The 24,400-nt window shown below is 65.2% G+C and carries 23 protein-coding genes and 1 tRNA gene; 5 read left to right on the top strand and 19 right to left on the bottom strand.

The window, feature by feature from the left end; all coding sequences use genetic code 11:
* Positions 1–26: 26 nt before the first annotated feature.
* The 9 genes from pafA to OVA06_RS08560 form a co-directional block, all read right to left on the bottom strand.
* The gene (gene pafA / locus OVA06_RS08520; RefSeq protein WP_056079210.1) at positions 27–1,391 is read right to left on the bottom strand and encodes a Pup--protein ligase; all 1,365 of its coding nucleotides are present in this window, start codon (positions 1,389–1,391) and stop codon (positions 27–29) included.
* 8 nt (positions 1,392–1,399) lie between these two features.
* Entirely contained in the window at positions 1,400–2,110 is a 711-nt protein-coding gene (prcA, locus tag OVA06_RS08525) for a proteasome subunit alpha (protein ID WP_268157614.1), read from the bottom strand.
* Position 2,111: 1 nt separating this feature from the next.
* Positions 2,112–2,933 (bottom strand): proteasome subunit beta, encoded by an 822-nt coding sequence (gene prcB, locus OVA06_RS08530; RefSeq protein ID WP_268157616.1) that lies wholly within the window; start codon positions 2,931–2,933, stop codon positions 2,112–2,114.
* An 81-nt stretch (positions 2,934–3,014) separates the two neighbouring features.
* Positions 3,015–3,218: a ubiquitin-like protein Pup gene (locus tag OVA06_RS08535; RefSeq protein ID WP_268157618.1), complete on the bottom strand. Its 204-nt coding sequence runs from the start codon at positions 3,216–3,218 to the stop codon at positions 3,015–3,017.
* 88 nt (positions 3,219–3,306) lie between these two features.
* A complete protein-coding gene (gene dop / locus OVA06_RS08540) occupies positions 3,307–4,926 on the bottom strand; it encodes a depupylase/deamidase Dop (protein WP_268160710.1) in 1,620 nt (539 codons plus the stop codon).
* Positions 4,927–4,976: 50 nt separating this feature from the next.
* Positions 4,977–6,728 (bottom strand): proteasome ATPase, encoded by a 1,752-nt coding sequence (arc, locus tag OVA06_RS08545; RefSeq protein WP_268157620.1) that lies wholly within the window; start codon positions 6,726–6,728, stop codon positions 4,977–4,979.
* An 82-nt stretch (positions 6,729–6,810) separates the two neighbouring features.
* Positions 6,811–7,875 (bottom strand): tRNA (adenine-N1)-methyltransferase, encoded by a 1,065-nt coding sequence (locus OVA06_RS08550; RefSeq protein WP_268157622.1) that lies wholly within the window; start codon positions 7,873–7,875, stop codon positions 6,811–6,813.
* Positions 7,876–8,010: 135 nt separating this feature from the next.
* Positions 8,011–9,174, bottom strand: coding sequence for a site-2 protease family protein (locus tag OVA06_RS08555; protein WP_268157624.1), 1,164 nt, complete (start codon positions 9,172–9,174; stop codon positions 8,011–8,013).
* Positions 9,175–9,200: 26 nt separating this feature from the next.
* On the bottom strand, positions 9,201–9,938 hold the full coding sequence (locus OVA06_RS08560; RefSeq protein WP_268157625.1) for an HAD family hydrolase: 738 nt from the start codon (positions 9,936–9,938) through the stop codon (positions 9,201–9,203).
* A gap of 150 nt (positions 9,939–10,088) precedes the next feature.
* Here OVA06_RS08560 and OVA06_RS08565 point away from each other — a divergent pair, with 150 nt between their 5' ends.
* Entirely contained in the window at positions 10,089–10,994 is a 906-nt protein-coding gene (locus OVA06_RS08565; RefSeq protein ID WP_056079185.1) for a PAC2 family protein, read from the top strand.
* 75 nt (positions 10,995–11,069) lie between these two features.
* Here OVA06_RS08565 and mshC read toward each other — a convergent pair whose 3' ends face one another.
* Complete coding sequence (gene mshC / locus OVA06_RS08570) at positions 11,070–12,347, bottom strand: cysteine--1-D-myo-inosityl 2-amino-2-deoxy-alpha-D-glucopyranoside ligase (RefSeq protein ID WP_268157626.1); 1,278 nt, start codon at positions 12,345–12,347, stop codon at positions 11,070–11,072.
* A gap of 15 nt (positions 12,348–12,362) precedes the next feature.
* A complete protein-coding gene (locus OVA06_RS08575; RefSeq protein WP_015937105.1) occupies positions 12,363–13,196 on the bottom strand; it encodes an undecaprenyl-diphosphate phosphatase in 834 nt (277 codons plus the stop codon).
* 52 nt (positions 13,197–13,248) lie between these two features.
* On the opposite strand from OVA06_RS08575, the gene OVA06_RS08580 reads away from it, so the two are divergent.
* On the top strand, positions 13,249–14,184 hold the full coding sequence (locus OVA06_RS08580) for an aldo/keto reductase (RefSeq protein WP_268157627.1): 936 nt from the start codon (positions 13,249–13,251) through the stop codon (positions 14,182–14,184).
* Positions 14,185–14,204: 20 nt separating this feature from the next.
* On the opposite strand, the gene OVA06_RS08585 is transcribed toward OVA06_RS08580, so the two are convergent.
* A complete protein-coding gene (locus tag OVA06_RS08585; protein WP_015937103.1) occupies positions 14,205–14,468 on the bottom strand; it encodes a hypothetical protein in 264 nt (87 codons plus the stop codon).
* A gap of 39 nt (positions 14,469–14,507) precedes the next feature.
* Here OVA06_RS08585 and OVA06_RS08590 point away from each other — a divergent pair, with 39 nt between their 5' ends.
* Positions 14,508–14,741, top strand: coding sequence for a DUF5703 family protein (locus OVA06_RS08590; protein WP_015937102.1), 234 nt, complete (start codon positions 14,508–14,510; stop codon positions 14,739–14,741).
* 18 nt (positions 14,742–14,759) lie between these two features.
* Here OVA06_RS08590 and OVA06_RS08595 read toward each other — a convergent pair whose 3' ends face one another.
* Together OVA06_RS08595 and OVA06_RS08600 are read right to left on the bottom strand one after the other, a co-directional pair.
* A complete protein-coding gene (locus tag OVA06_RS08595; RefSeq protein WP_268157628.1) occupies positions 14,760–15,920 on the bottom strand; it encodes an acyl-CoA dehydrogenase family protein in 1,161 nt (386 codons plus the stop codon).
* An 11-nt stretch (positions 15,921–15,931) separates the two neighbouring features.
* The gene (locus OVA06_RS08600) at positions 15,932–17,236 is read right to left on the bottom strand and encodes a M20/M25/M40 family metallo-hydrolase (protein ID WP_268157629.1); all 1,305 of its coding nucleotides are present in this window, start codon (positions 17,234–17,236) and stop codon (positions 15,932–15,934) included.
* Positions 17,237–17,407: 171 nt separating this feature from the next.
* On the opposite strand from OVA06_RS08600, the gene OVA06_RS08605 reads away from it, so the two are divergent.
* Positions 17,408–17,490, top strand: a tRNA-Leu gene (locus OVA06_RS08605).
* A gap of 317 nt (positions 17,491–17,807) precedes the next feature.
* Positions 17,808–20,339, top strand: a complete 2,532-nt coding sequence (gene uvrA, locus OVA06_RS08610; RefSeq protein WP_268157630.1) for an excinuclease ABC subunit UvrA — start codon at positions 17,808–17,810, stop codon at positions 20,337–20,339.
* A 3-nt stretch (positions 20,340–20,342) separates the two neighbouring features.
* Here the strand turns inward: uvrA and OVA06_RS08615 are convergent, their stop codons facing one another.
* The 5 genes from OVA06_RS08615 to OVA06_RS08635 all read right to left on the bottom strand — a co-directional run bounded on the left by OVA06_RS08615 (position 20,343) and on the right by OVA06_RS08635 (position 24,352).
* On the bottom strand, positions 20,343–21,155 hold the full coding sequence (locus tag OVA06_RS08615; protein ID WP_268157631.1) for an alpha/beta fold hydrolase: 813 nt from the start codon (positions 21,153–21,155) through the stop codon (positions 20,343–20,345).
* Positions 21,156–21,277: 122 nt separating this feature from the next.
* Positions 21,278–21,778: a DUF805 domain-containing protein gene (locus OVA06_RS08620; RefSeq protein ID WP_268157632.1), complete on the bottom strand. Its 501-nt coding sequence runs from the start codon at positions 21,776–21,778 to the stop codon at positions 21,278–21,280.
* Positions 21,779–21,941: 163 nt separating this feature from the next.
* Positions 21,942–22,178, bottom strand: coding sequence for a hypothetical protein (locus OVA06_RS08625; RefSeq protein WP_056079164.1), 237 nt, complete (start codon positions 22,176–22,178; stop codon positions 21,942–21,944).
* A 57-nt stretch (positions 22,179–22,235) separates the two neighbouring features.
* The gene (locus OVA06_RS08630) at positions 22,236–23,210 is read right to left on the bottom strand and encodes a glycosyltransferase family 9 protein (RefSeq protein ID WP_268157633.1); all 975 of its coding nucleotides are present in this window, start codon (positions 23,208–23,210) and stop codon (positions 22,236–22,238) included.
* A complete protein-coding gene (locus OVA06_RS08635) occupies positions 23,207–24,352 on the bottom strand; it encodes a glycosyltransferase family 9 protein (RefSeq protein ID WP_268157634.1) in 1,146 nt (381 codons plus the stop codon). Before OVA06_RS08635 ends, OVA06_RS08630 begins: the two co-directional genes overlap by 4 nt.
* Positions 24,353–24,400: the final 48 nt, after the last annotated feature.

A 24,400-nucleotide genomic window follows, 5' to 3' on the forward strand; every position in this document is an offset into this window, starting at 1 on the left:
TCCAGAATAGCCCGTGAAGCTGGGTGTCAGCCCATAGAGTCCAGGAGGGCATCAACCCGGTCGTCCACGCTCCTGAACGGGTCCTTGCACAGGATGGTCTGGTGGGCACGGTCGTTGAGCTTCAGATGGACCCAGTCCACCGTGTAGTCACGTCCCAGTTCCTGGGCCCGGCGGACAAAGTCGCCGCGGAGTTTGGCGCGGGTGGTCTGCGGCGGTGCGTCCACGGCGTCCTTGATGACGGTGTCGTCCACCAGGCGGCGGACGGCTCCGCGGGACTGCAGCAGGTAGTACAGGCCCCGGCTCCGCGAGATGTCGTGGTAGGTCAGGTCCAGCTGGGCAATTCGCGGCGCATCCAGGCCCAGCCCGTGGCGTTCGCGGTAGCTGTCCATGAGCTTTTTCTTGATGGCCCAGTCAATTTCGGTGTCGATGCTGCGTGTGTCTCCGCTTTCGATGGCCTTGAGGGTGCGTTCCCACAAGTCGAGGATCAGCGGTACGTGGGGGTTGTGGGCACCATGTTCCCGCACGAAGGCGGTGACCTTCGTCAGATACTCCTGCTGGATTTCCAGTGCAGTCAGTTGACGGCCGTTGGCCAGCCTGACCAGCGCGCGGCCACTGAGGTCGTGGGAGATTTCGCGGATGCTGCGGATGGGGTTTTCCATCCGCATGTCCCGCATAATGACGCCGGCCTCGATCATCCGCAGGACCAGGTCGACAGTGCCCACCTTCATCAGGGCGGTGGTCTCCGACATGTTGGAGTCGCCCACGATGACGTGCAACCGGCGGTAGAACTCGGCATCGGCGTGCGGCTCGTCCCGGGTGTTGATGATGGGGCGCGACCTGGTGGTGGCGGAGGATACGCCTTCCCAGATGTGGTCCGCCCGCTGGGAAAAAGCGTAGGTTGCCCCGTGCGGTGTCTTGAGGATCTTGCCGGCCCCGGCGATGAGCTGGCGGGTGACGAGGAACGGGATCAGGATTTCGGCGAGCCGGGAGAACTCACCCCGCCTCGGAATCAGGTAGTTCTCGTGGCTGCCGTAGGAGTTTCCGGCGGAGTCGGTGTTGTTCTTGAACAGGTAGACAGTGCCATTGAAGCCTTCGGCGGCGAGGCGTGCCTGGGCTTCGTCCACGAGGTCGTCCAAAATGAGTTCGCCGGCCCGGTCATGTGCGATGAGCTGGGCAAGATCGTCGCACTCGGCAGTGGCGTACTCGGGGTGGGATCCGACGTCCAGGTAGAGCCGGGAACCGTTCGTGAGGAATACGTTGGACGAACGGCCCCAGCTGACAACCTTGCGGAACAGGTAGCGGGCTACCTCCTCCGGGGCAAGAGGCCTCGAATCGGGGCTTGAATACGAGATTCCGAATTCTGTTTCGATGCCGAAGATTCTCTTGTCCATCTCTCCTCCTACGCCAGCAATGCAGTGATGTCTGCGTCGTTGAGCCTGCGGAAGGCACGGCGGGCGCCGCGGACTTCCTCCGAGTGCCGGTCAAGGACCGCCACTTCAATCGCGCGTGCCGGGACCGGCTTGGCGGTTTCTTCAGCCTCGGCTGCGGGAGCGAGGCCGTTGAGGGCGAGACGGACGGCGTCCGGGAACCCCAGTGACGCCCGCCAGCCCTGGTCAATGGCTGAGGCGACGCGGTCTGCCTGACCGCCCATCACCACGAAGCTGTGTTCGTCCGCGATGGAGCCGTCGAACGTCAGGCGGTAAAGGTGGTCCTCAGCCTGCGTGGCACCTACCTCGGCCACGGCCAGTTCCACTTCGAACGGCTTCTGTTCGGCCGTAAACACGGCGCCAAGGCTTTGGGCGTACACGCTGGCAAGTCCGCGGGCGGTGACATCCTCGCGGTCGTACGAGTAGCCGCGGACATCCGCATAGCGCACTCCGGCCTGGCGCAAGCTTTCGAACTCGTTGTATTTGCCGACGGCGGCGAAGGCGATTTTGTCGTAGATCTCACCGATTTTGTGGAGTGAGGGAGAGGGGTTTTCGGCTACCAGGGCGATACCGTCTTCGCAGCTGATCACCACCACTGACTTTCCCCGCGCGATGCCCTTCCGTGCGAAGTCCGCACGGTCCTTCATCAGCTGTTCGGGAGAGACATAGAACTGCTGCGTCATATCAGGCCTCCCGTCCGGCAATGGTGCGGGCCTCGATGACGCTCAGTGAGGCAGCGGCGAGTTGTTCATCCGCCACGCGGCGGGTGCCGGTGTTGTCCACCGCGTACACCACAGGCCAGAGCCTGCGTACGGTATCCGGGCCTCCTGTGGCGGAGTCGTCATCTGCGGCGTCGAACAGCGCCTCGATGGCAACGGAGACGGCTTCCTCTGCGGAGAGGTTGGGGCGCCAAAGTTTTTTGAGGGCTCCACGGGCGAAGACCGACCCGGAACCCACCGTGTGGTGTTCGTGTTCTTCGTACCGGCCACCGGTCACGTCGTACGAGAACAGCCTGCCGACACCGGCGCTGGTATCGAAGCCGGCGAAAAGGGGTACTACAGCCAAACCCTGCAGGGCCATGGGAAGGTTCCCGCGGATCATCGCTCCCAGCCTGTTTGCCTTGCCTTCAAGGCTGAGGAGGGTCCCTTCGATTTTTTCGTAGTGTTCCAGTTCCACCTGGAACAGCCGCGTCAGGTCAATGGCGATGCCCGCGGTGCCGGCGATGCCCAGGACGGAGTACCGGTCAGCCGGAAACACTTTCTCGATGTGCCTGCTGGCAATGACGTTGCCCATGGTGGCCCGCCGGTCCCCTGCCATCAACACGCCGCCGTTGTAGCTCATGGCCACGATGGTGGTGGCATGGGGCACCTGGAGCGGGGCGGCGGCCGTTGCGCCGCCCTGCCCTGAGCGGTTGAACGGCAGAAGCTCCGGCCGGTCGCGCTGAAGGTGTTCGGTGAATGACGAGGTGGCGTTCGCGGCTACCTTGTTGGCGGTTGATTCCTGCACTCATGCACTCCTAAAACGTGGTGTTCAACGTCGGTACAGATTCCGGCCGTCCGCGGCTTCCGCCACCCTCCGGGGTCCGGGTTACTGGCCGCCCTTTTGGACGAAAGCCCGGACGAATTCCTCGGCGTTCGATTCAAGGACGCCGTCGATTTCGTCGAGCAGGTCGTCCACGCCTTCAGTCGATGCAGAGGCCTGCGCCTCCGGGGGTGCGGGCGGTGTCTCGGGAATGTCTTCGTCGACCTGGCTGTCGCGTGATTGCGGCTGCTGCTGCTCCTGGCCTGCCATTGCTATCCCTTCCCTTTTGTTGCCGGCGGATCCGGCCGATCCACCAATATATGCCCATCCTGCCACGCCCCGGGGCGTCCCGTGCGGTTTACGCCGCAGGCGGAGCGGTGTTGTGTCCCAGCAGTTCACCGAGGAACGGACCGGCCTCGCGGTAGCGCTCAAACAGGGCCCCCGTCAGGGCCTTTGTACCGCGAAGGGGCTCGCGGGTAGGCACCCGCTGCAGCCGTCCGTAGCCAGGAACATCGAAGATGACGGAGTCCCAGCTGGCGCCCACTACGTCCTTTCCGAAGCTGCTGATGCACTTGCCGCGGAAGAACGCCCGGGTGTCAGCGGGCGGTTGCCCCGCAGCTGCCGAGATTGCGGCGTCCTCCACCACGCGTTGCATCCGGTTTCGTGCCAGGACCCGGTAGTAGAGGCCCTTCTCCGGGCGGATGTCGGCCCACTGGAGATCCACCAGTCCCAGCCGGGCGTCATCCCAGTCCAGGCCATCACGCTGACGGTAGCCGTCCAGGAGCGAAAGCTTGGCAAGCCATTCCACCGAGGACGCCGCGGCCGCCCGGTTGCTGTCCAGCTGTGTGAGGACTTCGGCCCAGCGTTCAAGGACCTCGTGGGTATGGCCGTCGCCGTCCACGGCGTCGCCGACACCGGTGTCCTGGGCCAGCTTGGCCGCCGCCTCGTGGTACATCCACTGCAGGTCGAGGGCGGTGACCCGCCGGCCGTCCACCAGGCGCACCGTGGCTGTCAGGGAGGTGTCGTGACTGACTGCCTGCAGGGCCCGCACGGGTTCGTGTACTTCGACCTTCGGTGCCAGCCCGGCCTCGATGAGGCTCAGCACCATGGCAGTGGTTCCGAACTTGAGGTAGTTGGAGACCTGGCTGAGGTTGGCGTCGCCAATGATCACGTGGAGCCGGCGGTACTTGTCCGCCGTGGCGTGCGGTTCATCCCGGGTGTTGATGATCGGCCTGCGGATGGTTGTCTCCAGCCCTACTTCGGCTTCGAAGAAGTCCGCGCGCTGGCTGATCTGGTAACCCGCCGTCGAACTGTCCTGGCCAATGCCCAGGCGTCCGGCGCCGCACACGGCCTGGCGGCTGACGAAGAAGGGCGTCAGTCCGCGGACAATGTCGGAGAAGGGAACCGAACGTGGCATGAGGTAGTTCTCGTGGGAACCGTAGGACACTGACTTGTTGTCAGTGTTGTTCTTGTAAAGATTCACGGGAGGCAGGTCCGGGTCTGCCGCGAGCCGGCGGACCGCGGCCAAGGCCACGAGGTCCCCCGCAGCGTCCCAGGCCACGGCGTCCCGGGGGTTCGTGACCTCTGGGCTGGAATACTCGGGATGGGCATGGTCCACGTAGAGGCGTGCCCCGTTCCCGAGGACCATGTTCATCAGCAGGGACCCGGACTCGTCCTGGCCGTCGAGGTCCAGGTCTTCCCGTCCGTAGGCCAACGCCACCGCTTCGGCGTCAAGAACGGGCGGCTGGTCAGTGAGCTGGCTGGGATGGGCCGACTCCCGGTCCACGGTCCACCCGCGGGCGTCATGCAGCGGTTCCTCGTCCGTGTAATCCCAGCGGGTTTCCGCTCCGCCCGCTGCGCGCTGCCGGGTGACCTGGGCGTACGCCTGGACGACCCGGGCACTCATCATGGTGGCATTGGCCGTGGGCGCTGTCGGAGCGTGGATCCCATATTCGGTTTCTGCGCCCATGACCCGCATGGCGCCGCCGGCGGGAAGGCCTCCCCCGCCCGCCGGGTCCGGTGCAGCCGTCACAGATACTGTCCGGTGGTCGGCGTGGTTTCGATGGACTTGCCGGGTTCCTGTCCGGCCTTGCCCTGGACAATCGTCCGGATGTAGGTGATCCGTTCGCCCTTCTTGCCGGAGATCCTTGCCCAGTCATCAGGGTTGGTGGTGTTCGGCATGTCCTCATGCTCCCGGAACTCATCAACCACGGCACGCAGCAGGTGCTCGATCCGAAGCCCCTTCTGCTGGCTGGTGAGCAGGTCCTTGATGGCGTACTTCTTGGCACGGTCCACCACGTTTTGGACGACGGCGCCGGAGTTGAAGTCCTTGAAGTACAGCATCTCGGTGTCCCCGTTGGCATAGGTCACTTCGAGGAACTCGTTGGACTTGTCGGTGGAGTACATGGCCTCCACGGTCCGCTGCACCATGGCGTCCACCGTGGCCTGCACGTCGCCGTTGTGCTCGGCAAGGTCGGACTCGTGGAACGGCAGGTCCGGAGTGATGTACTTGTTGAAGATGTCCGCAGCCGCTTCGGCGTCGGGGCGGTGGATCTTGACTTTGACGTCCAGGCGGCCGGGCCTGAGGATGGCGGGATCGATCATGTCCTCGCGGTTGGAGGCGCCGATCACGATCACGTTGTCCAGCCGTTCCACGCCGTCGATTTCGCTGAGCAGCTGCGGGACGATGGTGGTCTCGACGTCGGATGAGATGCCGGTGCCCCTGGTCCGGAACAGCGAATCCATCTCGTCGAAGAAGACGACCACCGGGCTGCCGTCCGACGCCTTCTCACGGGCACGGGCGAAGATCAGCCGGATGTGCCGCTCGGTTTCGCCCACGTACTTGTCGAGCAGTTCCGGGCCCTTGATGTTCAGGAAGTAGCTTTTCAGGTCCACGTTGCCGGAGCGTTCCGCGGCGCGGGCGGCCAGCGAGTTGGCCACCGCCTTGGCGATCAGGGTCTTGCCGCAGCCTGGAGGGCCGTACAGGAGGATTCCCTTGGGGGCCTTCAGCCCGTGCTCACGGTAGAGGTCGGGGTGGAGGAACGGCAGCTCCACGGCGTCGCGGATTTGTTCGATCTGCGGGCCAAGGCCACCAATGTCCTCGTAAGTGATGTCCGGAACTTCTTCGAGAACCAGGTTCTCGACCTCGGAGCGGGGCACCTTCTCGAGTGCGTACCCTGTCCGTGAATCGATGGACAGGGCGTCGCCCACGCGGAGCTTTTGTGCGAGCAGGACACCCGAGAGCCGGACCACGCGTTCTTCGTCGGCCCGGCCCACCACGAGTGCCCGGTCGGCCCCGAGCATTTCCTTGAGCGTGGCCAGCTCACCGGCACGTTCGTAGCCCAGGCCAGCCACTACGAGCAGGGCCTCGTTCAGCAGGACCTCCTGGCCCACGGCGAGCTGGTTGATGTTCACCAGGGGGCTGAGGCCGACGCGCATCTTCCGGCCCGCGTTGAAGATGTCCGCAGACTCCTCCGTTGCTGCCTGTCCGCTGCTGCCCGGGGCCGGTTGCCGACGCGGGTTCAGCTGCAGGATGGTGCCAAAGCTGTACGGTGGCTGCCCCTCCTGGTCCAGCGCGTTCTTGAGGCGGAGGATCTCCGCCTTCGCGGTTTCAAGCATGCTGACCAGCTTGGTGTTGTTCTGCGTTGCCGCAGCCAACTGGCGGTCAATGTGCCTGAGTTTGTCCCGGAGGATGTTGACCTGGCGGTCGGCAACCGAGAGGTCATTGGCGGCAAATTGCTCTGCCGGTGTACGTCCGGAGTCCTGGTTCGGTGTCTCCATGATGCATCAGCCCCTTCCTGCTCTTCTCTTAAGACATTAGTCCCAAGAGGGCAGCTAGGGATGGAGACTCCCGAAATGTGGACTAGTTCGTGACCTCGGGGGCGTCCTTGACGTTGGTCCCGGCAATCGCATCGCGGGCGGCGCGGCGAAGTTTCTTGTCCGACACGGCCCGCTCCCCCACGGCCCCGGGGGTCCAGGCGTTGACGTCTTCTTCGTTGAATTCAGTCTTCGACGGCCGGCGCTTGACGGAGATGCCGGTGACGCCGTCGGCGAGCCGCCGGGTGACCAGCAGGAACCCGGTGTGGGCCACCATGCGGTGGTCCGGGCGGACGGCAAGGCCTTCGAGGTGCCAGCCGCGGACCATTGATTCCCAGGCGTCCGGTTCGGTGAACCGGCCGTCTGCGCGGATGGCTTCAGCCGTGCGGGAGAGCTGGGTGACGGTGGCGACGTAATTGATCCAGACGCCGCCGGGGGCAAGTACGGTGGCGACGGCGTCGAGGCATTCCCACGGTGCAAGCATGTCCAGGACCACACGGTCCACGGAGCCGGGGGCTTCGCTGCGGACCACCTCTTCCTGGAAGTCGCCGAGGGAGATCTGCCAGGCCGGGTGCGGGCCGCCGAAGATTGTCTCCACGTTGCCGCGGGCGATGTCCGCAAACTCTTCCCGGCGTTCGAAGGAGTGCAGGTAGCCCTGGTCCCCCACGGCGCGCAGCAGGGAGATGGAGAGGGCACCCGAGCCGACGCCGGCCTCAACGACGCGTGCCCCGGGGAAGATATCCGCCATGGTGACGATCTGCCCCGCGTCCTTGGGGTAGACGACGGCGGCGCCGCGCGGCATCGACAGGACGAAGTCTGAGAGCAGGGGGCGCAGCGTCTGGTACTGCTGGCCCACGTTGTTCACCACAACTGAACCGTCCACCTTGCCAATGATTTCGTCGTGGTTCAGGAAGCCCCGGTGGGTGTGGAAGGCCCCGCCGCGTTCAAGGGTTACGGTGTTCATCCGGCCCCGCTCGTCGGTCAGTTGGACGCGTTCGCCTTCACGGAAGGGTCCGCGGCGCCGCGCGGCTCCGACGGGCTGCGAACCGCTGGGTGCGTCACCGGCCCCGGCTGCTGCTGTGGCGTCGTTGACGGCAGTTTCGCTGCTCATGATGTTCCTCACTCCTGTAAACCTGTGGTGCCTGCGCATGGCTGCCTGGTGCTTGCGTCGGCGGCATGGCACACCGGCAGGTAACTCTACCGGTTCCGGCCGCTCCGCTGCTCGCGGGAGGGCTGCCCGGGGTTCTTATGCCTGGCGGGTGCGGCGGTTCTTCCCGGTAATGGCGGCGAGGACCGCGTCCTGCGTCAGCAGTCCGGTCACCGCCCCGTTGTGGTCAACGACGGCGTAGTGTTTGCCCTCAACCTGGGCAAGGAACTGGATAAGTTCCTGCCCCTTCGACCATTCCGGGACGTAGGCGCCAGGGGCCAGTGCAAAGGACACGGCGGTGACCGGAGTGGATCCTGCCGCTGCTTCGGGAACGGATGCCAGGGCGGCCGGGTCAACAACCCCCTGCGGCCGGCCGTCGGGGCCGCAGACAACCATCGACTTATGGGCGGCCGCACCGTAGCCCAGGAGGTCCCGGACTGAAGCCGTGGCCGGCACCGCGATGGCCGGCGTGGAAAGTCCCGCGGCCGTCACCAGCGGCAGTCGCGCCCGGAGGGTGCCTTGCTGGATCGAGGCCGAGGCTCCCATCCACAGGAAGCTGCACACCAGGACCGTGATTATCACCATCATGAAGTCCGGATCGCTCCCGGCTAACATGGGCCGGAAAATGAACCAGGCCACCAGCGCCACGACGATGATGCGGCCCGCCCAGCCTGCGGCCACCGTGCCCTTCGCCTGGCTGCCGGTTGCTTTCCATACGGCTGACTCGACCAGGCGGCCGCCATCGAGCGGGAGACCGGGGAGGACGTTGAAAGCGCCGATGAGGAAATTAGCCCACATGAAGATGTTGTTGAGGATTCCAACCGCACTGTCCGGCGGCAGGTACGGAAGAAGTAGCCAGCCAGCTCCTGCAAGGACGAAGTTGACCCCCGGTCCGGCCAGGGCAACTATCACGGAACGTCCAGGGGAAGCAGTAAAGCTCTCGAACTGCGTATGTCCGCCCCACAGGTTGAGCACGATCTTCTGTGTCGGCCAGCCGTAGACTCTGGCGCTGAGCGCGTGGGCCAGTTCGTGCACCAGGACCGAAATGAGCAGAAGGACCGAATAGCCGAAAGCGACAATGAAGGCACCGGTCCCAAGATGTGGGTAATTCCGTTGCAGCACCGGCCCATACACAATGACTGTGAACGCGGCGATGATGAACCACGAGTACGCAAGGACCACCGGCACACCGGCGATCCGGCCCAGGGGAATCCCTTCACGGTGGCCCGGTGCCGCAGGTTCAGGGTTTGCCGGTTCCCGCATGCCGGGTTCTCCGGGCGCCGGCGCCGTCACGGCGTTGTCCCGACGGCGGTGGCGGACCCGGCAGCAGGGCTTGCCTTGCCCGCGGCGGCGAGGAGTTCCTCGAGGTCTGTGCGGGAACGACCGGCCAGCGTGTCCCACAGCGTGTAATGGGAGTGCTCGGGCAACGGGACAATGTGTGGAATGGCCACTGTGGTGACCCCGGACGCAACCGCCGCGGCCACGCCTGGTGCCGAGTCCTCCAGCGCTACGCAGTGTCCGGGATGCAGGTGCGGGTCGGTTTCCCGAAGCCGTTCGACGGCGGTCAGGTACGCCTCCGGGTGTGGCTTGCCACGGCTGACGGTATCGCCGGTTACGAGGACCTCGAAATATGGGCGGGGAAGGCTGTCCACCACCTGGCGGGCCAACGGCCCCTCGGACATGGTGACCAGGGCGCACCGGATGCCGGCGAGGTGAAGGTCTTCGAGCAGTTCACGCGCCCCGGGCCGCCACGGCACTTCCTGCCGTACGCTGCTGACTACCTCGGCGGTGAGGTGGTCGATGATGTCTGGGATGCTGAGGGCAACCCCCGCCTTCTGCAGGAGGCCGGCGGAAAATGTCAGGGACTGCCCCACCAACTGCATGGCCTGTTCATGGGACCAGGTGCCGCCGTGGGCTTCCACCAGCGCATGCTCGGCGGCAATCCAGTATGGCTCCGTGTCCACGATGGTTCCGTCCATGTCCCAGAGGACGGCTTTGAGCGGTGATTCCGAGCCATGAAGTTGCATGCCCCAAGTCTACGGGGGCATGCTGGACGGTCCCTGAGGCTACGCCCTTGGCGAATACCCGGCTGATAAGGCCCGTTGTGGCCGGTGTTTGCCGATGTTGCGGCGCTTCATTCCCTGCACGCCCGCACTCCTTGGACGTAGGGTGATGGAATGAATAGCTTCGAGGAAGACACCGCCGATACGGGTGCCGGACCCGAGCGGGAACGGTTCCTGCAGCCAGTTGCCGGGGGGCAGCGAGTCACGGTGATGCTGGCCGCCTTTGAAGGCTGGAACGACGCCGGCGAGGCCGCAAGCGACTCGTTGCGCTACCTCAACAAGCTGTGGGGCGGCAAGAAGGTTGCCTCAATCGACGCCGACGAATATTACGACTTCCAGTTCACCCGGCCCACGGTGCGCAGGAACGCGGCGGGGGAACGGAAAATCAAATGGCCTTCCACCCGGATCTACAAGGCCAGTGCGCCCAACTCCAATGTGGACGTCATCTTTGTCCAGGGCACCGAGCCCTCCTACAAGTGGCGGGCCTACACGGCCGAACTGCTGGTGCATGCCGAAGCCTTGAACGTGGACTACGTGGTGCTGGTGGGTGCATTGCTGGCCGATGTTCCGCACAGCCGGCCCATACCGGTGAGCACGTCATCGGATGATGCTCCGCTGCGGGAGCGCATGAACCTGGAAGCGTCGCAGTACGAGGGCCCTGTGGGCATCGTCGGCGTCCTGTCTGAAGTGGCCCTCCTGGCCGGGCTTCCCACCGTGTCGCTGTGGGCCGCCGTTCCGCACTATGTGGCCCAGGCGCCGTCCCCCAAAGCCCAGCTGGCACTTCTGCACCGCATCGAGGAACTGCTCCAGGTGCCGCTGGACACCCACGAGCTGGCCGAGGAAGCGGACGCCTGGGAACGCGGGGTGGACGAGCTGGCTACCGAGGACCCGGAAATCGCGGCGTACGTCCGCCAGCTGGAAGAGGCCAAGGACACGGCCGACCTTCCGGAGGCCACCGGCGAGTCGATCGCCCGGGAATTCGAGCGTTACCTAAAGCGGCGGGGCCAGGACAGGCCCTGACCACTAACGGCAAAGGGGCCCGGCCGGGAATACTCCAGGCCGGGCCCCTTTGCCGTTAATGGTGGCGCGGGAAGCCTACAGCTGAACGCCCAGGAGGGCGTCGACGGCGTCCCTCACCAAGGCCTGGTCCGAAGCGCTGGCCGGGGCGCCGCCGTCGTTCGCCTGCCGTGCCCAGCGCGACACCGCCGCGACGGCCGCAGGAGCGTCCAGATCGGCTGCCAACGCTGCGCGCATCTCTTCCACCAAAGGGCCCGCGGACCCGCGCGGGGCATGATCCAGTGCCCGGCGCCAGGCGGCCAGGTCCGCCTTGGCTGCGGCGAATCCCTCGTCCGTCCAGGACCAGTCCGACCGGTAATGGTGGGCCAGGATCGCCAGGCGGATGGCCGCGGGCTCCTCCCCCGCTGCACGGAGCTTGGAGACGAGTACCAGGTTGCCCTTGGACTTGCTCATCTTTTCGCCGTCCAGCCCCACCATGCCGGCGTGCGCGTAATGCCTCGCGAGGGGTACCCCGGCCAGCGAGTAGGCGTGCCCTGCACCCATTTCATGGTGCGGGAAGATCAGGTCGGAGCCGCCTCCCTGGACGGTGAAAGGTGCGGGCAGGTATTTCTGCGCAATCACGGTGCACTCAATGTGCCACCCGGGGCGGCCGTCACCCAGGCTGGCACCGGGCCAACTGGGTTCGCCGTCCCGCGCCACCCGCCACAGCAAGGGATCCAGCGCCTGCCGCTTGCCGGACCGGCCGGGGTCCCCGCCACGTTCGGCAAAGAGTTCAAGCATCTCGCTTTCGGACAGGCCCGAGATGGAACCAAGGCTCCACGCTTCGGGGGCCACTGACTGCTTTCCGGCCGCTTCGACGTCGTAATAGACGTCCCCGTCAGGCTCGCCGTTGGTTCCCGGAACTGTGTACGCAAGGCCCTGGCTGACCAGCCGTTCCACCTCGGGCACGATGAGGCTGATGGACTCCACCGCGCCAACATAGTGGTCCGGTGACAGGACGTTCAGTGCTTCCATGTCGGTCTGGAACAGGTCGATCTGGCTTTGCGCAAGCTCACGCCAGTCCACGTTGGTGGCCGTTGCGCGCTCCAGGAGCGGATCATCGACGTCCGTAACATTCTGGACATAGTCCACGTCCTTGCCGGCGTCCCGCCAGGCGCGGTTCAGCAGGTCGAAGGCGACATAGCTGGCTGCATGGCCCATATGGGTGGCGTCATACGGCGTGATGCCGCAGACGTACATGGAAGGCCGGTCCCCGGACTCCAACACCACCTCATGGCCTGCTGCGGTGTCGAACAAGCGGATGGCAGGCATGGTGCCGGGCAGGGTTGGAACGGGGCGGGAAGTCCAGGATTTCACAGACCAAGCCTAGTGCTAGGCGCTTATGACGCCGAAACCGAGGAGCAGGTAGAGGGCCAGGCCCAGGAAGATCCGGTACCAGACGAACAGCCGGTAGCTGCGGGTGGACACGAACTTCAGGAACCAGCCAATGATGACGTAACCCACCACGAACGCGATGACTGTGGCCAACGCCGTTTCGGGCAATCCGTAGGGGCCCGTGATGCCGTCCTTGGATACCACCTTGTAGAGCTGGTACAGGCCGCTGCCGAAGACAGCAGGGATGGCCAGGAGGAAGGAGTACCGGGCGGCCGCTTCGCGTGTGTAGCCCATCAGGAGGCCGGCGGTGATGGTGCCGCCGGAGCGGGAAACGCCGGGAATGAGCGCCATTGCCTGGGCAAAGCCGTAAAGGATGCCGTGCTTGTAGGTCAGCTGGGTGAGGTCCCGTTCCTGCTTTCCGACGGCGTCGGCGACGGCGAGGATCAGGCCGAAGACGATCAGCATGGTGGCTACGATCCACATGCTGCGCAGCACCGATTCGATCTGGTCCTGGAACAGAAGCCCGAGGACGATAATGGGAAGGCTTCCCAGGATGACCAGCCAGCCCATCCGGGCATCCGGGTCCTGCCGGGACACCTTTCCGGCGAGGGAACCCGCCCACGCCTTGACGATGCGGACGATGTCCCGCCAGAAGTAGACCACGACGGCCGTTTCAGTGCCCAGCTGGGTGATGGCCGTGAATGCTGCTCCGGGGTCCTCTGCGTTGGGCAGGAACTGCCCCACGATCCGCAGGTGCGCGCTTGATGAAATCGGTAGAAATTCGGTCAGTCCCTGCACAAGGCCCAGCAGGGCCACCTCAAACCAGTTCACGCTAAGACCCTACGGCATGGGCATGGGTGCATCTGCCCGTAAGCTTGCTGCTATGCAGCAGCGTTACGTCGGCAACAGTGGATTGCGGGTTTCAGCCTTATCGCTCGGCACCATGACGTGGGGCGGGGAAACCGACGAACAGGACGCCTCGGAGCTGCTGAGGACCTTCCTTAATTCCGGCGGCCGGCACGTGGACACGGCGGCGTCATATGCCGATGGCCGGTCCGAAGCGATGCTTGGTTCGCTGCTGGGCGACGTCGTCTCCCGCACCGGGCTGACCATCTCCACGAAGGCGGGGATGACGACGCCGGATGGCCGGCGCGGCGTCGACACTTCCAGGAATGCGATGCTCACCGGCCTTGACGCGAGCCTTGCCCGGTTGGGAACCGACTACGTGGACATCTGGTTCGCCGAGGCCTGGGACGGCAACGTTCCGCTGGATGAAACCCTTTCCGCCCTGGAGTTTGCTGTCCGCAGCGGCCGCGCCCGGTATGCCGGCATCTCGAACTACACAGGATGGCAGGCGGCGAAGGCAGCAGTCCTGGCCGGCTTCCCCCTCGTGGCGGCGCAGGCTGAATACTCCTTTCTGCACCGCAGTCCCGAGGCTGAACTCATACCGGCCGTGGAGGATGCAGGGATGGGCCTGATGGCCTGCGCACCCCTTGGCCGGGGCGTACTCACCGGAAAATACCGGGGCAGCATTCCGTCGGGTTCACGCGGCGCGTCCGCAAGGGGGTCGGCTTCCGTTGAGCCGTTCCTGGCGGAAAAACCGTCCCGCACCGTGGAAGCAGTGTGCACCGCAGCGAAGGGCCTTGGCCGGACGCCACAGGACGTGGCGCTGGGATGGCTGCTGGCGCAACATGGGGTTGCCACCGCCGTTGTGGGTCCCCGGACGCCTGTCCAGCTCAAGGAAATCCTCGAAGCCCAGCTGTCTCCGCTGCCGCCCGAGATTGCGCGGGCGCTGGAAGACGTGTCCGCCGCGGCATAGGCTGGGGCCGGCGGCCCCGGCTACTCTTCGACGATCTCCAGATCCTCGTCGTCCACGTCGCTGTCTTCGTCTTCGTCGTCCTCGTCGTCGAAGACCTGAAGCGGGGTCACTTCGTTGTAGGCCTCGTAGAGGGCGTCTTCATAAACTTCGAATGCATCTGCCACTGCAAAAAAGGCTGCCTCCACGGAGGGGTCACCGTCTCCGCGGCGGTTCGATGCTGCTATAAGGTGTTCTTCCAAAGCGGTGGTCAGGGACGAAAGCGCGACACGCGGATCGATGCTCATGACTTCACGTTAGCGGGAAAAGGACGAAAATGGAGAGCAATGAAGGAACAATTTCTCACCAGCTCGGTCCAGCGGGAACGGGACTATTTGAGGCAGTACGAGTACCTCGTGCTGACGGTAAGTCCGAACGAGTCCCTGCCTGAGGCGCGCCGTCGCCTGGTGGAACACTCCGAATACGGCAAGTGGGAACTGGAGCGCAGCAAGCTCTACATGGGCGGAGGCCGTCGTTTCTGGCTCCGCCGCCGGGTCATGCAGGTCCAGAGGACCGTCTAAGGCACGGCTCCGCACGGGTTAGCCGTCCAGCGGACCCAACCAGGCGTTTGCCACCGTGTTATGGGCGGATTCGTCGTCGGACGGATGGAACATCCCGGCCAGCACGTCGCGGTAGAGGCGCTCCAGCTCGGACCCGCGGAAGTAGCTGGACCCGCCACTGACTCTGATGGCCAGGTCCACGACGCGCCGGGCGGTTTCCGTGGCGTTCACCTTCAGCCCCACCAGCTTAGGGAACCACTGCGGTCCGTGCTCGGCCAGCGCATCAACATCCTCCGCGACGGATGCCAACTGCGGATACAGGTTATCCATCGCCATGGCGGCGTCCGCCACCTTCCAGCGGATGTCCGGATCCTGCGCGTAGCTGCGGCCGTTGTTCTTGAATGACGTGCGGCGTTTGGCGTTTTCCACGCCCAGGATCAGCGCCCGCTCCCCCAGACCGGTGTAGACGGCTGCCAGCAGTATCTCGAAGCAGGCGAAGATGGCGAAGATAAGCGGGTCGGCGTTGGGGCCAACAGGCAGCTTCCGGAAGATTCGGTCCGCCGGGACTTCCACACCCTCCAGGACGGTGGTGGCCGACTGGCTGGCCCGCATGCCCAGCGTGTCCCAGTCGTCAAGGATGCGGTACCCCTCCGTCTGGCGGGTGATGAAGCCGTGGACCAGCTCTCCCACGCCGTCCCGGGCAGCTGCGTCCTTGCCGAAGATCCCCAGCCGTGTCCAGGCGGGCGAAAGGCTGGTGAAGATCTTGGTGCCGGTGAACGAGTAGCCCCCGCCGGGCAAGGGAGCAGCCACGGTGCGGGAGTCGAACAGCACCGAGTCATTGCCGGCTTCGGAGTTCCCGAACGCGAAGACCTCGCCCTGGGCTGCCTCTTCCAGGACGAAATCCAGGGAGGTGTCACCGCGGGCTTTCAGGACGTGCGCGACGCCGGTCCACACCAGGTGCATATTTATGGCCAGGGCGGTGGCTGGCGCTGCCGTCGCCAGCCTGCGCTGGCACTGCGCCGCAGCCGCGAGGCCAAGGCCCAGGCCGCCGTCGTCCGCCGGCACGAACAGCTTGAGGTACCCGGCGTCCGCGAGGTCCCGCAGGTCCTCGTGGAAGAAACCGTTGTTCCTGTCATAGTCCGCGGCACGCCCGCGGATCTTTTCCAGGAGCGGATCCGGCAGCACGTCCTCGGGGGTCACGGGATTTCCTATCAGTAATTGGTGAGCAGGGTGTTCAGGACGCGGGCACCAAACTTCAGCGAATCCGCCGGGACGCGTTCGTCGACGCCGTGGAACATGCCGGTGAAGTCGAGGTCGTCCGGAAGCATCAGGGGCGCGAAGCCGTAGCCGGTGATGCCGAGCCTGCTAAGGGATTTGTTGTCGGTGCCGCCGGAAAGCGTGTAGGGAAGCACCTTGGCGCCCGGATCCTCCGAGTGGAGTGCATCGATCATGGAGTCCACGAGGTTGCCCGCGAATGGGACTTCCAGGGACACGTCGTTGTGGACGTAGCTGACGTCCACGCCGTTGCCCGCAAGTTCGCGGACGATCTCCAGGACCTGCTGCTCCTGGCCCGGCAGGGTCCGGCAGTCAATGAGGGCCTCGGCGGACTCGGGAATGACGTTGTGCTTGTAGCCGCCCTTGAGGAGCGTGGGGTTTGTGGTGTTCTGGAGGGTCGCCCCCACGAAGCGGGCCACAGTGCCCAACTGGTCCAGGAGCCGGTCCGGATTGTCGGCGTCGAACTCGACGCCCGTGAGTTCGGTGACGCCGTCGAGGAACTGGCGGGTGGTGGGCGTCAGTTCGATGGGCCACTTGTATTCGCCGATGCGGGTTACCGCGGCGGCCAGGCGGGTCACCGCGTTGTCCGTGTTGATCTGCGAACCGTGCCCGGCCCGGCCGTGGGCAACGAGCCGGAGCCAGGAGATTCCCTTTTCGGCAGTCTGCAGGAGGTATGTGCGCTGGCCGCCGATGGTTGCCGAGAACCCGCCCACTTCGGAGATGGCCTCCGTGGCACCTTCGAAAAGTTCAGGACGGTTCTCCACGGCGTACCGTGCGCCGAGTGCGCCGCCGGCCTCCTCGTCCGCAAAGAAGGCGAAGATAATGTCCCGCTTGGGCTTCGTGCCTGTACGGGCAAAACTGCGCAGGACGGAGAGGATCATGGCGTCCATGTCCTTCATGTCGACGGCGCCGCGGCCCCAGATCAATCCGTCCTTCAGTTCGGCGCCGAACGGGTCCACGGACCACTGGTCGCGCAGGGCGGGCACCACGTCGAGGTGGCCGTGGACCACGAGGGCGCTGGCTGACGGGTCCTCACCGGCCATCCGTGTGACCACGTTGGCCCGGCCCGGCTCGGATTCGAAGAGTTCCGCATCCAGCCCGACTTCTTCGATGAGCCCTGCAACGTGCTCTGCCGCCGCCCGTTCGCCGGGGCCTGAGCCGTCCCCGTAGTTGGACGTGTCAATGCGGATGAGTTCCTGGCAGATCCGGACAACTTCATCCTCGGGCAGGACGTCAGGCATAAGGGCTCCTCGCTGGGTTAATCGGCTGGTTTGCACACGCGATAGCGATGCCCTCAGCCTACCCAGTTGGCCCGATTCGTTGTTCCCGGAAAGTCATGTTAGAGTTTTTCTCGCTGCTTCGGAGAGGCGCGAAACGTTGAAAGACGAAAGACGCTTCCCGGATTACCACCTGCGCGGGTGGCGGAATGGCAGACGCGCTAGCTTGAGGTGCTAGTCCTCGAAAGGGGGTGGGGGTTCAAGTCCCCCTCCGCGCACAAGGGAAAGCCCCGGAAAATCAGTGATTTTCCGGGGCTTTTTTCGTGCCCTGGATTTTTGGCGCAACCAGTTCACGCTGCCGCTTTGGCTATGAGTTCTGTCATATTGAATCCTGGCTCTCCAAGAGGCGCCCGGCCCGCCCGCGGTGGAATCCCCCGGCCGGGACTGTGACGGACTACGTCCGGGCAACAACCGAGGGTAACCAGACCAGCACGTCACCAACCACGTCTGCGGCCAAGGGGCGGACCTTGCAGACCCCATCAACTTCCCACTGACAAATAGTCCCGCACGCGGCTTCACCACTAGAGTCAAAACAATGCCGAACGAACAGCACACTGATGATTCCCAGTTGACCACCCCGGCGCACCAGTCCGACGGCTTTGTCCGTGTCCGCGGTGCCCGGGAAAACAACCTCCGCAACGTCAGCGTGGACGTTCCGCGGGATGCCATCGTGGCGTTCACCGGCGTCTCGGGCTCCGGTAAGTCGTCGTTGGCCTTCGGCACGATCTATGCCGAGGCCCAACGCCGCTACTTCGAGTCCGTGGCCCCCTACGCCAGGCGCCTCATCCAACAGGGCCACAATCCGAAGGTGGAGCTGATCAGCGGGCTGCCGCCCGCCGTCGCCCTTCAACAGCGCCGGAGCACAGCGAGCAGCCGCTCCACGGTAGGAACTGTCACCACCCTTTCCAACTCGGTGCGCATGCTCTTTTCCCGGGCAGGCACCTACCCCGAGGGAAGCAGCCAGCTCGACTCGGACTCTTTCTCCCCCAACACGGCCGCAGGTGCCTGCAGGGAATGCCATGGCCTCGGAGTTGCCCACACGGTGTCCGAACAGTCACTGGTCCCCGATCCGTCCCTCACCATCCGGGAGGGGGCCATTGCCGCCTGGCCCGGAGCGTGGCAGGGAAAGAACCTGCGGGACATCCTGACCCACCTGGGTTACGACGTCGACGTCCCGTGGCGCAAGCTGCCCAGGAAGCACCGCGATTGGATTCTCTTTACGGAGGAACAACCGGTGGTGGAGGTAACCCCGCAGCGTGACCGGGTTGCCAAGCCATACAAAGGCCGGTTCTGGAGTGCACGGAGTTACGTGCTCCATACGCTGGCCGACTCGCAAAGCGCCTCCATGCGGGACAGGGTCCTGGCATTCATGGAGTCAGGTCCCTGCCGGCGCTGTTCGGGCACCGGGCTGATTCCCGAGGCACTGGCCGTCACCTTCGCCGGCAGGACCATTGCGGAGTTCAACGCACTCCCGCTGGCAGACCTGGCGGACATAGTCCGTCCAACCAGCGAACTGGCACAGGCCGGCACAGCCTCACGCACCCAGCGTTCCGGTGAGTCCAACGAAGTGGCCGTCACCATCACACGGGACCTGCTCCAGCGGATCAACGTCCTCCTGGACCTTGGGCTGGGATACCTGGCCTTGGGCCGGGGAACCCCAACCCTCTCGCCGGGCGAGATGCAGCGGCTCCGGATCGCCACCCAGCTGCGCTCCGGACTGTTCGGAGTGATTTATGTGCTCGACGAACCGTCAGCAGGACTCCATCCCGCAGACGCGGAGCCGCTGCTGGAAGTTTTGGAGCAACTGAAGTCCTCCGGCAACTCTGTCTTCGTGGTGGAGCACAACATGGACGTTGTCCGCAGGGCAGACTGGCTGGTGGACGTTGGCCCCCGCGCCGGAGAAGGTGGCGGCGAAGTGCTGTACAGCGGCCCGGTGGAAGGACTGGCCGAGGTTGAAGCATCCGTGACCCGCCCGTTCCTCTTCGATGCGCCACGGCCATCCGCACCCCCTTCTCCGTCCCGTAACGGTGAACCGCGCGAACCGGCCGGGTGGGTGGAGCTGGAAGATGTCCGGCAGCACAACCTGCAAGGGCTGGACGTCCGTTTCCCCCTGGGAGTCCTGACGGCCGTGACCGGCGTGTCAGGCTCCGGCAAGTCCACCCTTGTTGGCCGCGTTCTGGGCGATGTGGTGGCTGCCTCACTCACGACGGACAGAACAGCAGGGGAACGGGACAGGCCGGCGGAGCAGCTTCATGTAGGTGCGGTCCAAGGGAGCAACACCATCGACCGGCTGGTCACGGTGGACCAGAAACCCATCGGCCGGACGCCCCGTTCCAACCTGGCAACCTACACGGGCCTCTTCGACGCTGTCCGCAAAGTGTTTGCCGGTACTGAAGCCGCCAAAGCCAAGGGGTTCGGCGCCGGCAGGTTTTCGTTCAACGTCGCGGGAGGCCGTTGTGAGACGTGCCAGGGCGAGGGCTTTGTGGCGGTGGAGCTCCTGTTCCTCCCGGGGAGCTACGGACCCTGTCCCGAGTGCGAAGGATCCCGCTTCAACCCCGCCACGCTGGAGGTGGAGTACCTCGGCCGGAATGTGGCCGACGTCCTGGGGATGACTGTGGACCTCGCTGCAGAATTCCTGGCAGGTATCCCCGCTGCGGCCCGCAGCCTCAAATGCCTGCAGGATGTGGGGCTGGGCTACCTTCGCCTGGGACAACCGGCCACGGAACTTTCCGGCGGTGAGGCCCAGCGCATCAAACTGGCCACCGAGCTGCAGCGCGCCCAGCGCGGGCACACCCTGTACCTGCTGGACGAACCCACCACGGGCCTCCACCCGGCGGACGTCCAGCTCCTGATGGCCCAGTTGCACGGCCTCGTGGACGCGGGGAACACGGTGGTGGTGGTCGAGCATGAGATGTCGGTTGTTGCCGCCGCGGACTGGGTCATTGATCTGGGACCGTCTGGAGGGGACCAGGGCGGCCGGATCATGGCAAGCGGCTCGCCGGAAGACGTGGCGCAGGCCGCAGGGAGCCGCACCGCGCCGTATTTGGCGGCAGCGCTCGGCCGTTGATAGCTAGGCGCCGGGTGGGACCGGCTGCTGGCTGACTGAGCGGCCCAGCCACTCGGTAACCAAAGCTTCGATGAGGTCCGGCTGCTCATGCGGGAGCACGTGTCCTGCCTGGTCAAGCACGGCGAAAGTGGCCCGGGGGTAGAGCTGAAGGAGGTCCCAGGCACCGGCGTAGCCCACCGTGGCGTCCTGCCGGCCGGCAAGGATGAGCGTAGGACCCACATACGACTGGCTGTCGGGAGCGGTGCTGCGGAACTCCCACTGCCGCGCAATCCGTTCCAGCGCTGCCTCGTCTGCCAGGCCCAGGGAGGGAGCCACCGCTTCCAGGAATCGGTCCAGCGTTGCCTGCGTCTGGACCACAAAGTACTCCCCGAACGATGCGGCCTCTTCGGTGCCCAACAGCTTGTCCGGATCGACGGAAGCAACCAGGACCTTGTGTTCCGGAACGTCCTTGGCGCTCCCGCCCAGTGGACAGACCAGGGCGAGCCCTGCGACCTGCCGCACCCTCTTGCCCGCCATCGCACGGGCAAAGTAGGCGCCCGCAGAGTGGCCGATGAGCCGGAAGGGTTCCGGGCCGACGATGGCGTCGACGAAACCAAGCAAAAGGTCGAGCACGTCATCGGCACCCGCAAGCGTTGCGGCCGCCGGCGTGCGGCCCATGCCCGGGAGGTCAGGGTAGATCCTCCGATAGCCGGGCAGCCTGCCGAATATTGGCTCAAAAACGGCTGCCATCTCCCGATGGTCCACGCCGGCGCCGTGCAGGACCAGGACCGGGTCGCCGTCGCCGAATGCCGCGTAGTGCACCGGAACACCGCTCACCTCACACTCCACAGCGCCAGCCTAGGCCGCGGCGTGACGCTGCGGAACCCAATGTTTGATGCAAAGCAAAAGGGAGCCCGGTCGATATGATCGGGCTCCCTTTCGTCAAGGCCGTGGGGCTATCAGCCCGCGGGCTGGTCGAACCGCTGCCCGGCCGGATTGGACGGCAGGATGGCAATGATGATGAGCGCCAGGGCCCCCAGGAACGGGACCAGGATGATCAGCACCAGCCAGCCGCTGATGTTGACATCGTGCAGGCGGCGGACCAGGAGTGCCAGTGACGGCACGAGTACTGCCAGGCCCCACACGAAGGCAATGATGGAGCCCACCAGGAAACCCGGCCCGGGAACGCTGGAACCGTTCGCGGCGACGGTGGCACCTGCTGCGCCGCCGACCTGCATGATGATATTCAGGACGACGCTGACGGCAAAGCCGATCAGCGCCCACCACCAGTACTCGCTCCGGCTGGCCCGGCCCGAGAAGGTGGCGTACTTCTTGAAGAACCGCTTGGCGGCAATGGGCAGCGTGGCACCGTAGTACGGAGCCCACAGCGGCGGCTCTCCGCCAGGCTGGTAGGACGTTGCCTGTTGCTGCTGCTGGTTTGGGTATTGCGGATAGCTCATTGATTCCCCCCGGAATGGTAGACAGAGTGATGCGAGACCATCGTAGGGCTAAACGGAGCAAAAACTCCGTTCGATGGATAAACTTCACCGGATTACTACGAAGTGTTCTTCCATGACTCCAGGTGGACTGCGGTGACGTTGATGCCGCAGCCCGTAGGGCGCCTCAGTGCGGACGCAGCGTCCTCGTCCGGGAATGTCGCCTGCGGCCCTCCGGGCGGGAACCCGCCGCGACGGGACGGTACTCCACTCTGCGCCTGTGGTCTCCAGCCCGGGTGTCACGCCGCTCCTGGCGGCGGGCTTTGCGTTCCGGCCGGTCGATGGCGGAGAGGATTACCAGCGTCCCGGCCATCCAGACGAACGCTGTCAGCAATACCAAGGCAATGCCAATCTCGGTGCCCATGACTCCATTTTAGGATCGACGCCGCCGCCCGGCGCTTCCCTAATCCACAAATTTTGCTCAAGCCGGGAACAGGCCGAGGCCGATTACCGCTGACAGGACATCGTCAACCTCTACTCCCAGCAGGGCCGGGTCCGGAACGTCGGAAAAGGTGTCGCCGCGGCGGAGCTTTGCCTTTGTGAGCACAACGTGCGGGCCCGGCGGGGGACCCCAGATTTCCGGTGGTGCCGGCCCGAAGAGCACCACGGAGGGCGTGCCATAGGCCGATGCCAGGTGCGCGGCGCCGGTGTCAGCGGAGATCACGAGCCTGGCGCCGGCAATGATGGCAGCGAACCCAGCCAAACCCAGGCTGCCGGCGAGAACGCATTCCGTCGGGAGCGCAGCCAGCCGGCAGACAGCACGGGCGCGGTCTCTTTCCCCCTCCGCACCGGTGAAGACCACGTGGTGACCGGCCTGTGCGAGTTCCGCGGCAACGGCGGCAAACCGTTCGACAGGCCAGAGCCGGCTGCCGTACGCGGCACCAACGTGCACCACCGTTGCTCCCGGCACAGGGTTGGGAACCCTCGGATGATCAAGCCGAAGATCTGTTGGATCGGTTTCGATCCCGTGCCAGGACAGCAGATGTGCCCAGCGTTCGCGCTCATGCAGTTCTGCCCGCCATGGTGGACCATCAAGGTTGCCACTTCGGTAGGCAATGGTTCGCCGGGCCTCCAGCGCCTCGATCCGGCCAGCGCTTTCCGGTCCGTTTCCGTGGAGGTTCACGGCCACGTCCACCACTCCGGGCCGAAGGGCCAACGGCTCGTCGAGCCCGTGCGTGGGCAGCAGCTCATACCCGCCCACCAGGCCCAGCATCTCGGACAACCAACCCTGGGCTGCATATCGGAGCCTGTGCTCCGGGAAAGCCCGACGGATGGCCTTCAACGCCGGAACGGCCACCAACAGGTCTCCGAGCTTCAGCGCCCGGAGCACCAGCAGTTCGGGCTTGTCGGCTGTTCCGCTGCCCAAAGCGTCCGTGGGCACCACTCCCCCGTTCACGCCAGTGACCTCCTCACGGCTGTGGCCACCAGGTTCCGAACATCCTCGTAGACCTCCCTGACCTCTACGCCGGCGACGATTGAGTCGTCGTGCACACAACGCGGTGCCGTCCAGCCCACCTGCGTTATGTCGATCCCGCAGGTGGGGCACTCCGTGAGCCAGGACATGTGCACACGGTGCATCGCCCGTCCAAGGGCCCCCGCGTTGATGACATTCCCCACCCAGAAAACGCCCACAGTTGGCACACCAAGAGCCTGGGCAAGATGGCGGGGGCCGCTGTCGTTTCCCACCACCACGGAGGCGTCGGCCAGCAGGCCTACCAGTTCGGCCATAGTGAGCTTGCCCGCCAGGGACTCCACGGACTTTGAGGCGGCAGTACCAGCGATCTGTTCTCCCAGCTCCTGTTCGCTGCCATCGCCGATGACCACGACGCGGCAGCCGTCCGCGGCGCATGTGCCGGCAAGCTGTGCAAAGCGCTCAACGGGCCAACGACGGCGGGGGTCGGTTGCCCCCGGGTGGATCACCACGAGGGGCCGCGCACCGTCGTCTTTGGCTGCCTTGCGTATCGCCCGCACCCCCGCCGCGGGGACAAGCCTCGCTTCAAGGTCCACAGGCGTGGCGCCGGCGAACCCTGCCACCTCCAGGGCACGCAGGGGTTCATGCTGGTAGTAGATGTAGGGAACGGTCCGCTCCAGGGCCGCGGCATCCGACGTCTGGGTGCCCACCGTATGCCGTGCGCCCAGGCGGAGCAGGAAAGGGTTCGAGTACCGTCCGCCGCCATGAAGCTGTACGGCGAGATCAAACGGTCGTGCCCGCTGCCGGTCGAAAAAACCATCCAGCTCTGAGTGATCTTCACCACCGGGCCGAACGCCTTCCGCAAACGGCAGCAGGCAGAAATCGTCAACCGGACTTTCCACAGCAGCCAAAAGCGCCTGCTGAACGGGCGTGCCGAGAAGCGTCAGGGCTGCCTCCGGATAGGCCGCTTTAAGCGCCGCCATCGCGGGAATAGCGAAGATCAGGTCACCCAGTCCACCGCCGCGCAGGACGGCAATCCGCGAGATGCCGTCGAATTTCTCCAGGACGGGGCCAACGCCCGTTGCTACCTGGGCGGCACCGCCAAATCCTGCAGTGAGTAGTTCCACGTACGCCCTTTCGGATCCTTTGGACGCACAACTGCCGTTGCGCCCACC

Source organism: Pseudarthrobacter sp. SL88 (assembly GCF_026672455.1).
GTDB lineage: Bacteria > Actinomycetota > Actinomycetes > Actinomycetales > Micrococcaceae > Arthrobacter.